This is a genomic window from Salinisphaera sp. RV14, assembly GCF_052044135.1.
Taxonomy (GTDB): Bacteria; Pseudomonadota; Gammaproteobacteria; order Nevskiales; family Salinisphaeraceae; genus Salinisphaera.
The window spans coordinates 442,122-453,203 of record NZ_JBQDYF010000001.1; the positions used below are offsets into that span (position 1 = coordinate 442,122).

Annotated in this window: 9 protein-coding genes, 4 tRNA genes and 1 other RNA gene; all 14 read left to right on the plus strand. The window is 62.2% G+C overall.

The genetic code is table 11. The annotated features are described in order from the left end of the window. Positions 1-70: 70 nt before the first annotated feature. Positions 71-1,072 carry a transporter gene (locus ACS8Y6_RS02005; RefSeq protein ID WP_440850404.1) on the plus strand — a complete coding sequence of 334 codons (1,002 nt, stop codon included), beginning with the start codon at positions 71-73 and terminating at the stop codon, positions 1,070-1,072. A 140-nt stretch (positions 1,073-1,212) separates the two neighbouring features. Continuing rightward, positions 1,213-1,297 (plus strand) — tRNA-Tyr (locus ACS8Y6_RS02010). A 45-nt stretch (positions 1,298-1,342) separates the two neighbouring features. After that, a non-coding RNA gene (locus ACS8Y6_RS02015) (RtT sRNA) lies at positions 1,343-1,475 on the plus strand. Between the two features lie 157 nt (positions 1,476-1,632). Continuing rightward, positions 1,633-1,706 (plus strand) — tRNA-Gly (locus tag ACS8Y6_RS02020). A gap of 36 nt (positions 1,707-1,742) precedes the next feature. Continuing rightward, positions 1,743-1,817 (plus strand) — tRNA-Thr (locus ACS8Y6_RS02025). Between the two features lie 106 nt (positions 1,818-1,923). Beyond that, positions 1,924-3,114, plus strand: coding sequence for an elongation factor Tu (gene tuf, locus ACS8Y6_RS02030; protein ID WP_440850412.1), 1,191 nt, complete (start codon positions 1,924-1,926; stop codon positions 3,112-3,114). 160 nt (positions 3,115-3,274) lie between these two features. Then, positions 3,275-3,350, plus strand: a tRNA-Trp gene (locus tag ACS8Y6_RS02035). Between the two features lie 40 nt (positions 3,351-3,390). Further along, positions 3,391-3,765 carry a preprotein translocase subunit SecE gene (gene secE, locus ACS8Y6_RS02040; RefSeq protein ID WP_440850405.1) on the plus strand — a complete coding sequence of 125 codons (375 nt, stop codon included), beginning with the start codon at positions 3,391-3,393 and terminating at the stop codon, positions 3,763-3,765. A gap of 16 nt (positions 3,766-3,781) precedes the next feature. Beyond that, positions 3,782-4,315, plus strand: a complete 534-nt coding sequence (gene nusG, locus ACS8Y6_RS02045; RefSeq protein ID WP_440850406.1) for a transcription termination/antitermination protein NusG — start codon at positions 3,782-3,784, stop codon at positions 4,313-4,315. 80 nt (positions 4,316-4,395) lie between these two features. Further along, positions 4,396-4,824: a 50S ribosomal protein L11 gene (rplK, locus tag ACS8Y6_RS02050; RefSeq protein ID WP_109992538.1), complete on the plus strand. Its 429-nt coding sequence runs from the start codon at positions 4,396-4,398 to the stop codon at positions 4,822-4,824. Positions 4,825-4,827: 3 nt separating this feature from the next. Beyond that, entirely contained in the window at positions 4,828-5,523 is a 696-nt protein-coding gene (rplA, locus tag ACS8Y6_RS02055; RefSeq protein WP_440850407.1) for a 50S ribosomal protein L1, read from the plus strand. A 260-nt stretch (positions 5,524-5,783) separates the two neighbouring features. After that, entirely contained in the window at positions 5,784-6,305 is a 522-nt protein-coding gene (gene rplJ / locus ACS8Y6_RS02060) for a 50S ribosomal protein L10 (protein WP_440850441.1), read from the plus strand. A 69-nt stretch (positions 6,306-6,374) separates the two neighbouring features. Next, positions 6,375-6,755, plus strand: a complete 381-nt coding sequence (rplL, locus tag ACS8Y6_RS02065; protein ID WP_440850408.1) for a 50S ribosomal protein L7/L12 — start codon at positions 6,375-6,377, stop codon at positions 6,753-6,755. 243 nt (positions 6,756-6,998) lie between these two features. After that, positions 6,999-11,081, plus strand: coding sequence for a DNA-directed RNA polymerase subunit beta (gene rpoB, locus ACS8Y6_RS02070; protein WP_440850409.1), 4,083 nt, complete (start codon positions 6,999-7,001; stop codon positions 11,079-11,081). Position 11,082: the final 1 nt, after the last annotated feature.

Below are 11,082 nucleotides of genomic sequence, written 5' to 3' on the forward strand. Positions count from 1 at the left end.
GCGCCGCTTTGCCGATTCCCCGCAAACAAGACAGCAACTAAAAAGCATCAGCTAAAAAGAGGTGAACTCCATGTCGAGGAGAACCATCAATCGCGCCGCTATCTGTGCCGGCCTCGCGTTGACGCTGGCGCAGGCGAGCGCTGGCGCGCTGGCCGCCGGCGCCTCGCGTCAATCGCTCGACGACGCCTTGTTCACTGGGCCGCTCGCCGCACCCAACGCGACCTCGCTGCCGCAAGGGCACTGGGATATAGAGCCCTATGTGCTGGATTCGATTCAGCACGGCCACTACGACAATAACTGGCACAGCCGCAACACGCCGAACGTTCATGCGCTGCGCTCGGTCTCACTGCTGGAATACGGCCTGACCAACAGGCTGTTGGTCGCGGTGCTGCCGGAGTTCGGCTACAACGTGGTCGAGCATGGCGCTGATAGTCAGGGGATACGGCTCGGTGACACCAAGCTTCGCTTTCAGTACATGCTGCACGCCTTCCACGAAGGCAGCTGGTTGCCGACCACGGCGCTGGCGTTCTCGGAAGTCTTTCCGACCGGCAAGTACGATGGGCTGGGCGACCATCCGGCGAACGGGCTGGGTAGCGGCCTTCTGACCAGCACTCTCGGTTTGTTCACCCAGGATTATTTCTGGATGCCGAACGGGCGGATTCTGCGCTCTCGCCTCGATCTGACCTACACCATTCCCGACGACAACGCTTCGGTGAACGGCGTCAGCGTCTACGGTACCGGCCGCGGCTTCAACGGCACGGTCGATGCCGGCAACACGTTTTCCGCCGATCTGGCGTTCGAGTACAGCATGACGCGTCATTGGGCGCCGGCCGTGGACGTCATTTACAGCCATTCCGGAGGTGATTCGGTGCGAGGGGTTCAGGCGAGCAATGGGCTTGTGACCTCCGTCAACACGAATGCCAATGCCAGCGAGGCGGTCGATGTCGCGCCGGCCATCGAATACAACTGGAACAGCCACTACGGCGTCATTGTCGGCGCTGACGTCGTCGTTGCCGGCCGCAATACCGGGGACGCGGTCACACCGCAGGCCGCTTTCAATATCTACTACTAGCCACGCGCCCGAGCGCATGTGCGCCTGGGGCCTGTTGCGTCGGCGAAATGCGTGGGCGCGGTGTGCCGGCCACGCGCGGGCGGCTGACAAATTCGCGGTTGACAACCGTGTCCGGATTCACAACAATGCGCGGCTCTCGTGGAGGGATACCCAAGCGGTCAAAGGGAACAGACTGTAAATCTGTCGGCTCAGCCTTCGGAGGTTCGAATCCTCCTCCCTCCACCATTTGAATATCGACGCAGGTAACGACAACACAGACATCTGGTTGGCACGGAGTTAGACCGAGGAGGGTTCGAACCGATAGAGGTTCGACGAGGGCGCGAAGCGACCGAGAACGGTCGCGGCACGCGACCGGCCCGCAGGGTGAGACGCGAAGCGGCGAGTCATCCTTCTTCCGCCACCAGGCGAACAATTCGGGCTTCGAATCCGCGGTGCGGCATCGAGGCTTGGCGCATCCAAGTCGGCGTGGTCGGCTTCGATGGCATCGGATCGAGCCAGCGTCGATTGATCGCGCTTGCATTGCGCGCGGTGATTGGCGAGAGTTTGTCGGCGTTGAGCGTGCGGGCGTAGTTCAACGGTAGAACCTCAGCCTTCCAAGCTGATGATGCCGGTTCGATTCCGGTCGCCCGCTCCAGGTCGCAATGCGGCGTCCTGGGTGACAATTTGCTTAGCCCATGTAGCTCAGAGGTAGAGCACATCCTTGGTAAGGATGAGGTCACCGGTTCAACTCCGGTCATGGGCTCCAAGTCAGGCGGGTGTGCATCGCCCGCGTTTTGGTGTCGAGGCGTCAGTTCCAAGAGCTGTGCGCGTCTCGGTTGATATACGCAGGCCCAACGGCGAAAGGCGAGGCAATGTCCAAATCAAAATTCGAGCGTAACAAGCCGCACGTCAACGTCGGCACGATTGGTCACGTGGACCATGGCAAGACGACGCTGACGGCCGCGCTGACGGTGGTGTCGAACCGGTTGTTCGGTTCGGAGCTGTCGGCGTTTGATGCCATCGACAAGGCGCCGGAAGAAAAGGCGCGCGGCATCACGATCTCCACCTCGCACGTCGAGTACGAGAGTGAAGCGCGTCACTATGCGCACGTGGACTGCCCGGGCCATGCGGACTACGTCAAGAACATGATCACGGGTGCCGCGCAGATGGACGGCGCGATCCTGGTTGTGTCGGCGGCCGACGGCCCCATGCCGCAGACGCGCGAGCACATTCTGCTGGCGCGCCAGGTGGGCGTGCCGTTCATTGTCGTATACCTGAACAAGGCCGACATGGTGGACGACGAAGAGCTGCTTGAGCTGGTGGAAATGGAGGTCCGCGAACTGCTGGACGCCTACGACTTCCCGGGCGACGACACGCCGGTGATCATCGGCAGTGCGCTCAAGGCGCTGGAAGGCGACGAAGGCGAGCACGGGGCGGAATCGATCGCCAAGCTCGTGCGGGCCATGGATGAATTCATTCCGGACCCCGAGCGTGCCATCGACGGAGCGTTCCTGATGCCGGTCGAAGACGTGTTCTCGATCTCCGGCCGCGGCACGGTCGCCACCGGTCGTGTCGAGCGCGGCGTGGTCAACGTGGGTGACGACATCGAAATCGTGGGCATCAACCCCACGACCAAGACGACGGTCACCGGCGTGGAGATGTTCCGCAAGCTGCTGGACCAGGGTCAGGCAGGCGACAACATCGGCGCGCTGCTGCGCGGCACCAAGCGCGAAGACATCGAGCGTGGTCAGGTGCTGGCCAAGCCGGGATCGATCACGCCGCACACCAACTTCGAATGCGAAGTGTACGTGCTGAAGAAGGAAGAGGGCGGTCGTCATACGCCGTTCTTCAAGGGCTATCGTCCGCAGTTCTACTTCCGCACGACGGACGTGACGGGCGCTTGCGAGCTGCCGGCGGACACCGAGATGGTGATGCCGGGCGACAACGTGACGATGAACGTTGAGCTCATTCATCCGATTGCGATGGAAGAAGGCCTGCGCTTCGCCATTCGTGAAGGCGGTCGCACTGTGGGTGCGGGCGTCGTGACCAAGATCACGGCCTGAGCCGTTTGCGCTGAGGCTGTCGCCTGATCGGCCCGCGGCGTGATGCGTCGCGGGCCGATTAGGCTTCAAGGTCTGGTATCATGGCTGCGCGAGTTGCCAAGCCCGCGATCTGTGGTACCATCCGCGATCTTTTTCGTGGTAAAGAAGAAAGTTTGCGTCTAGGTCAGTAGCTCAATTGGCAGAGCAGCGGTCTCCAAAACCGCAGGTTGGGGGTTCGAGTCCCTCCTGGCCTGCCACTTTTAGACGCACGGTTTTTCGTCTTCGGTCGAGTAGTCGATGGCAACCTCCGAACAACGCACGGCAAGCGCGCTAGATACGGCGCTGCTATGGCTGGCCATAGTGGTGCTGATTGCCAGCATCGCCGGCTACTATTATTTCACGGCGTACACCGACGTGGTTCGCGTGCTGGGCATGCTGGCCGGTGTCGCGGTGGCGGCGCTGATCGCCTTCCAGTCGGCGCTTGGCCGGACGGCATGGTCGTATGTCCAGGGGTCGCGCACCGAGTTGCGGCGCATGGTGTGGCCGACGCGCCGCGAAACCATGCAGACCACGCTGCTCGTCGTGGTGTTCGTTCTGATCCTTGCGGCGTTCATCTGGGCGCTGGATATCGTTCTCGGTTACGCCGTCACTCTGTTGACCGGGCGCGCCTGAGCGCGGAGCTGTTTATATGGCCAAGCACTGGTACGTCGTTCAAGCCTTCTCTCAGTACGAGAAGAAAGTGCGCGATTCCCTCAAGGATTACATCGCGCGCCATGAAATGGAGGACTACTTCGGCGAGGTGCTGGTGCCGACCGAAGAGGTGGTCGAGGTGCGCGATGGTCAGCGCCGCACGACCGAGCGCAAGTTCTTTCCGGGCTACGTACTCGTGCACATGGAAATGAACGACGACACCTGGCATCTGGTGAAGAGCGTGCCGCGCGTGCTGGGTTTCATTGGCGGCACGGCCGATCGGCCGGCGCCGATCTCGGACTCGGAGGCCGACCAGATTCTCAATCGGGTCGAGGAGTCGGTCGACAAGCCGCGCCCGAAGACCGTGTTCGAGCCGGGTCAGGAAGTGCGTGTCATCGACGGCCCGTTCGCCGACTTCAATGGCGTGGTCGAGGAAGTGAACTACGACAAGAACCGCTTGCGTGTCGCGGTGACCATTTTCGGTCGTTCGACGCCGGTGGATCTGGAATTCGATCAGGTCGAGAAGACCTGATCCGGCCGCGCTGCCGCATGGCGCAATGACAGGGAGCCCGGGCCGACCCCGCGGCGTGAGTACCTGAAAGGAGTAAATCAATGGCTAAGAAAGTCACCGGATATATCAAGCTGCAGATTCCGGCCGGCAAGGCGAACCCGAGCCCGCCCGTGGGTCCGGCGCTGGGTCAGCACGGCGTCAACATCATGGAATTCTGCAAGGCCTTCAACGCCGAAACACAGGACATGGAGCCGGGTCTGCCGACGCCGGTCGTGATTACCGTGTTTTCGGATCGCAGCTTTTCCTTCATCAAGAAGACGCCGCCGGCGTCCATCCTGCTGAAAAAGGCCGCGAATATTTCCTCGGGCGCCGCGGATCCGCTGCGCGACAAGGTGGGGACGGTCACCCGTGCCCAGGTCGAACAGATCGCCGAAACCAAGTGGCCGGATCTGAATGCGGCCGATATGGAGGCCGCCGTCCGTATTATTTCGGGCAGTGCCCGTTCCATGGGCATCAAGGTGGAGGGCTAAGCCATGGCGAAAGTGTCCAAGCGCAAGGCGGCAATCCGCGACCAGATCGATCCGGTCAAGGTGTATCCCGTCGACGAGGCCCTGAATCTGCTGAAGAAGCTGGCCAGCGCCCGGTTCAACGAGACGGTCGAAGTCTCGGTCAATCTCGGCGTTAATGCCCGCAAGTCGGATCAGAACGTGCGCGGCTCGACGGTCATGCCCAACGGCACCGGCAAGAGCGTCCGCGTGGCGGTGTTCACGCAGGGCGACAATGTCGAGAAGGCCAAGGCGGCCGGCGCCGACGTGGTCGGCCTGAACGACCTGGCCGAGCAGGTGCAAAACGGCCAGATCGACTTCGACATGGTCGTGGCTACGCCCGACGCCATGCCGGTGGTCGGTCGCCTGGGCCAGATCCTGGGTCCGAAGGGGCTGATGCCGAATCCCAAGACGGGTACGGTCACCGCCGACGTGGAAACCGCGGTCAAGAATGCCAAGGCCGGTCAGGTGCAGTATCGCACCGACAAGGCGGGTATCATTCATGCGCCCATCGGCAAGGCCGATTTCGACAACCAGGCCCTGGTGGAAAATCTTTCGGCCCTGATCCAGGACCTGAAGAAGGCCAAGCCGCCCAACGCCAAGGGCATCTATTTCAAGAAGGTGTCGCTGTCGACGACGATGGGTCCCGGTCTGACCGTGGACCATTCCAGCGTCGCGGCGTAAGTAATCGAGATGGCCGGGTGCGTGCACCCGGGTGTCAACCGTTCTTTGTAGCGCAGCCCGCTCCGAGATGGCTGCGTCGTCAAAGACCGCCAGGCGAACCGGCCGTCCGGTTCTTAAAGATCGATAGATCAGCCTGCGCAGATGACGTGTGCGATGCGACCCCGGTGGCATCGCAGTCGTCGAATGGGTCCGTCGCGAGGCGGATTCAGTCACCGCCGGCGGATGGTCGTCGGCATGTGTAAGGAGTGATGACTATGGCCATGAGTTTTCAAGCCAAGCAGGCCATGGTGGCAGAAGTCAGCGATGTGGCGACCCGCGCGCATTCCGCCGTTCTGGCGGAATATCGTGGTCTCACCGCGGGCCAGATGGACCGGCTTCGGATCGAGGGTCGCCACGGCGGCGCCTATCTGAAGGTGGTCAAGAACAATCTGGCCAAGCTGGCGCTCAAGGGCACGGACTACGAATGCATGAGTGAAGCGTTCGTCGGCCCGGTGATTCTCGGCTTTTCGCTGGAGGATCCGGGTGCGGCGGCACGCGTCATGAGCGAATTCGCCAAGTCCAACGAAGCCCTGAAAGTCACGGCGGTCTCGTTCAACGGGCAGTTGCTGCCCGGCGATCAGCTGGACCGTCTGGCGAAGCTGCCGACCCGCGACGAAGCGCTGGCCCAGCTGATGCGCGTCATGAAGGCGCCCATCGACAAGCTGGCCCGCACGACACGCGAGCCGGTCGCCCAGGCTGCCCGCGCCATGGCAGCAGTCCGCGATCAAAAGCAGGCTGCTTGATAATCCGAGCTGAAAACCCGTTGTTGAAACGGATCGGTTGATCCCAACATATTGAACAGGAGCTATACAATGGCTGCTACGAAGGAAGAAGTACTCGAAGCGATCTCCGAGATGTCCGTGATGGACGTCGTGGAGCTCGTCGAAATGATGGAAGAGAAGTTTGGCGTTTCGGCCGCTGCGCCGGTGGCCATGGCCGCCGGCGCTGGTGCCGGTGGCGAGGCTGCTGCTGAAGAAGAGCAGACCGAGTTCGACGTCGTGATGACCAGCTTTGGCGATAACAAGGTCGGTGCCATCAAGGCCGTTCGCGCCATCACGGGCCTGGGTCTGAAGGAAGCCAAGGAAATGGTCGAAGGTGTTCCGGCCACGCTGAAGGAAGGTGTGGAAAAGGAAGAGGCCGACAAGATCAAGAAGGATCTCGAGGACGCCGGCGCCACGGTGGAACTCAAGTAATCCGCTTTTCTGCGGCTGGGAAAACGCATAGCGAGTTGATCAAGACGATAACTTGACGCGTTTGGTGAAATGGCTGGTAGCGCATGACGCTGCCGGCCTTTTCCCGTTGTCGCTGCATTCGAAATCTGCAGTGTGACCCGACGGCAACCACGGCCGGGTCAGACTGGAGCTTTTGACAAGTCCGCGCTACCCGCCGCGAGAGTGCCCCACTCGCGGTCCGTCCAACCAAGAGGGTTGAGTGACATGGCCTACTCGTTTACCGAGAAAAAACGAATCCGCAAGGATTTCGCTAAACAGCCGTCGGTGCTGGAGATGCCGTTTCTCCTGGCCACCCAGATCGATTCCTACCGCCAGTTCCTCCAGCAGGGCCTCGATGCGGACAAGCGCGCCGAAGCCGGGCTGCATGCCGCCTTCAGCTCGGTCTTTCCGATGGCCAGCCATTCCGGCAGCGCCGCGCTCGAATACGTCAGCTACCGGCTGGGCCAGCCGGTGTTCGACGAAAAAGAGTGTCGTGTTCGCGGCATGATCTATTCCGCGCCGCTGCGCGTGACCGTTCGCCTGATCATTTACGACAAGGATAGTAAGGCGAACCCGAAACCGGTCAAGGATATCAAGGAGCAGGAAGTGTACATGGGCGAGATGCCGCTCATGACCGATACTGGCACCTTCATTATCAACGGCACCGAGCGGGTCATCGTCAACCAGCTGCATCGAAGCCCCGGCGTGTTCTTCGATCACGACCGCGGCAAGACGCACAGCTCGGGCAAGTATCTGTACTCCGCGCGCGTGATTCCGTATCGTGGTTCGTGGCTCGACTTCGAGTTCGATCCCAAGGACAACGTCTACGTGCGTATCGACCGGCGTCGCAAGCTGCCGGCAACCATCCTGCTTCGCGCGCTCGGCTATGACACCGAGCAGATGCTCGATATTTTCCACGAAACCACGATGTTCCACCTGTCCGACAAGGGCGTGGAGATGGAGCTCGTGCCCGAGCGTTTGCGCGGCGAAACGGCGACCTTCGACATCAAGGCCGGCGATGACGTGATCGTCGAGGAAGGACGCCGGATCACCGTGCGTCACATCAAGAAGCTCGAGGATGCGGGCGTCTCCAAGCTGGAAGTGCCGGCCGATTACCTGATCGGCAAGGTGCTGTCGCGGGCGATCGTGGACACCGACACCGGTGAAGAGCTGGCCGCCGCCAACACCGAGATTACCGAGGAGCTGGTCGAGGCGTTCCGCACCGCCGGCATCACCGATGTGCCGACGCTGTACATCAACGATCTCGATCACGGCCCCTATATCTCGAGCACGTTGATGCAGGATCCGTCCACCTCGAAACTCGAGGCGATGGTCGAGATCTATCGCATGATGCGTCCGGGCGAGCCGCCGACCAAGGATGCGGCCGAGAACCTGTTCGACAATCTGTTCTTCAATCCCGAGCGCTACGATCTGTCAGCGGTCGGCCGCATGAAGTTCAACCGTCGTCTGGGCCGCGAGGAGGCCGAGGGCGAATCGGTGCTGTCCAACCAGGACATCATCGATGTGCTCAAGGAGCTGGTCTCGATCCGTAACGGCGTGGGCCAGACCGACGACATCGACCACCTCGGCAACCGGCGCGTGCGCTCGGTCGGCGAGATGGCGGAGAACGCCTTCCGCACCGGCCTGGTGCGTGTCGAGCGTGCCGTCCGCGAGCGGCTGTCGGTGGCCGAATCCGAAGGCCTGATGCCGCAGGACCTGATCAACGCCAAGCCGGTGGCCGCCGCGATCAAGGAGTTCTTCGGCTCGTCGCAGCTGTCGCAGTTCATGGACCAGAACAACCCCTTGTCCGAGGTCACGCACAAGCGCCGTGTGTCGGCCCTCGGCCCGGGTGGTCTGACCCGCGAGCGCGCCGGCTTCGAAGTGCGCGACGTGCATCCGACCCATTACGGTCGCATCTGCCCGATCGAGACGCCGGAAGGCCCGAATATCGGTCTGATCAACTCGCTGTCGGTGTATTCCCGCACCAACAAGTACGGCTTTCTGGAAACGCCGTATCGCAAGGTCGAAAACGGCCGGGCCACCGGCGAGATCGAATATCTGTCGGCGATCGAGGAAGGCCGTTACGTCATCGCCCAGGCCAACGCCCGGGTCGACGAGACCGGCCAGTTCACCGACGAGCTCGTGTCCTGTCGTTATCAGGGCGAATTCACCATGTCGGGGCCGGACAAGGTCCAGTACATGGATGTGTCGCCCAAGCAGATCCTGTCGGTCGCGGCCTCGCTGGTGCCCTTCATCGAGCACGACGACGCCAACCGTGCGCTCATGGGCTCGAACATGCAGCGTCAGGCCGTGCCGTGCCTGCGTGCCGACAAGCCACTGGTCGGCACCGGCATCGAGCGCAAGGTGGCGATCGACTCCGGGAACGCCGTGACCGCGCGCCGCGGCGGCGTGGTCGACAAGGTCGACGCCTCGCGCGTGGTGGTGCGTGTTCACGACTCCGAGACGTCCGCCGACGAATCGGGCGTGGATATCTACAACATGGTCAAGTACACGCGTTCGAACCAGAACACGTGCCTGAACCAGAAGCCGCTGGTCTCCCCGGGCGACGTCATCGAGCGTGGCGACGTGCTGGCCGACGGCCCGTCCACCGACATGGGCGAGCTGGCCCTGGGCCAGAACCTGCTGGTGGCGTTCATGCCCTGGCATGGCTACAACTTCGAGGACTCGATCCTGATCTCGGAGCGTGTGGTCGAGGAAGACCGCTTCACCTCGGTGCACATCGAGGAACTGACCTGTGTCGCGCGTGAGACCAAGCTCGGGTCGGAGGAGATCACCTCCGATATCCCGAACGTCAACGAGTCGGCGCTGTCCAAGCTGGACGCTTCCGGCATCGCCTACATCGGCGCCGAGGTCAAGGCCGGCGATATTCTGGTCGGTAAGGTCACGCCCAAGGGCGAAACACAGCTCACGCCGGAGGAAAAGCTTTTGCGGGCGATCTTCGGTGAGAAGGCATCCGACGTGAAGGATTCTTCGCAGCGGGTGCCGCCGGGCATGGACGGTACCGTGATCGACGTTCGCGTGTTCACGCGCGACGGCGTCGAGAAGGACGCCCGTGCCCTGTCCATCGAAGAAGAAGAGATGGACGAGGTCCGTCGCGATCTGGCCGACCAGCAGCGTATCTTCGAGGACGATCTGTTCGATCGCCTGCGCAGCATGCTGCTCGGCAAGGTGGCCGACGGTGGCCCGAACCGGTTGAAGGCCGACAGCAAGATCGCCGCGAGCTATCTGGACGACCTGGATCGCGAGAAGTGGTTCGATATTCGCCTGCACGACGAACAGGCGCAGGCGCAGCTCGAGGCGGTGGCGCAGCGTCTCAAGGACCAGAAAGCCGACTTCGAGCGCCAGCTGGCCTCGAAGAAGGAAAAGATCACGCAGGGTGACGAACTGGCGCCGGGCGTGCTCAAGATGGTCAAGGTCTATCTGGCCGTGAAGCGCCGTGTGCAGCCGGGCGACAAGATGGCCGGCCGTCACGGTAACAAGGGTGTGATCTCGCAGATCGTGCCGGTCGAGGACATGCCGTATCTGGAAGACGGCACCCCGGCCGACATCGTGCTGAATCCGTTGGGCGTGCCGTCGCGCATGAACATCGGGCAGGTTCTGGAGACCCATCTGGGCTGGGCCGCGCGCGGTATCGGTCTGCGGGTCGGCGAGATGCTCGAGCAGCAGAAGGCGGTCGGTGAAATCCGTGCGTTCCTGAAGAAGGCGTATCACGTCGACGAGGGCACGCAGGAAGACGTCGATCAGCTCACCGACGAGGAGATGCTGGCCATGGCGCATAACCTGGTCGGCGGGATGCCGACGGCGACGCCGGTATTCGACGGGGCCAACGAGGACGAGATCCGCGAGCTGCTCAAGCTGGCGGGCCTGCCCGAGTCCGGCCAGGCCAACCTGATCGACGGCCGTACCGGCGAGACCTTCGATCGTCCGGTGACCGTGGGCTATATGTACATGCTCAAGCTCAACCACCTGGTCGACGACAAGATGCACGCCCGCTCGACCGGGCCGTACAGCCTGGTCACCCAGCAGCCGCTCGGCGGCAAGGCCCAGTTCGGCGGCCAGCGCTTCGGTGAGATGGAAGTCTGGGCCCTGCAGGCCTATGGCGCGGCGTATACGCTGCAGGAAATGCTCACCGTCAAGTCGGACGACGTCGCCGGCCGCACGCGGATGTACAAGAGCATTGTCGACGGCGACCATCAAATGCACGCCGGCATGCCGGAGTCCTTCAACGTTCTGACCAAGGAAATCCGTTCGCTCGGTCTGAACATCGAACTCGAGGAAGACGATTAGT

Coding starts and splice junctions, on each gene's coding strand:
- ACS8Y6_RS02005 (WP_440850404.1), top strand. CDS start 71: ATGTCGAGGAGAACCATCAATCGCGCCGCTATCTGTGCCGGCCTCGCG.
- tuf (WP_440850412.1), top strand. CDS start 1,924: ATGTCCAAATCAAAATTCGAGCGTAACAAGCCGCACGTCAACGTCGGC.
- secE (WP_440850405.1), top strand. CDS start 3,391: ATGGCAACCTCCGAACAACGCACGGCAAGCGCGCTAGATACGGCGCTG.
- nusG (WP_440850406.1), top strand. CDS start 3,782: ATGGCCAAGCACTGGTACGTCGTTCAAGCCTTCTCTCAGTACGAGAAG.
- rplK (WP_109992538.1), top strand. CDS start 4,396: ATGGCTAAGAAAGTCACCGGATATATCAAGCTGCAGATTCCGGCCGGC.
- rplA (WP_440850407.1), top strand. CDS start 4,828: ATGGCGAAAGTGTCCAAGCGCAAGGCGGCAATCCGCGACCAGATCGAT.
- rplJ (WP_440850441.1), top strand. CDS start 5,784: ATGAGTTTTCAAGCCAAGCAGGCCATGGTGGCAGAAGTCAGCGATGTG.
- rplL (WP_440850408.1), top strand. CDS start 6,375: ATGGCTGCTACGAAGGAAGAAGTACTCGAAGCGATCTCCGAGATGTCC.
- rpoB (WP_440850409.1), top strand. CDS start 6,999: ATGGCCTACTCGTTTACCGAGAAAAAACGAATCCGCAAGGATTTCGCT.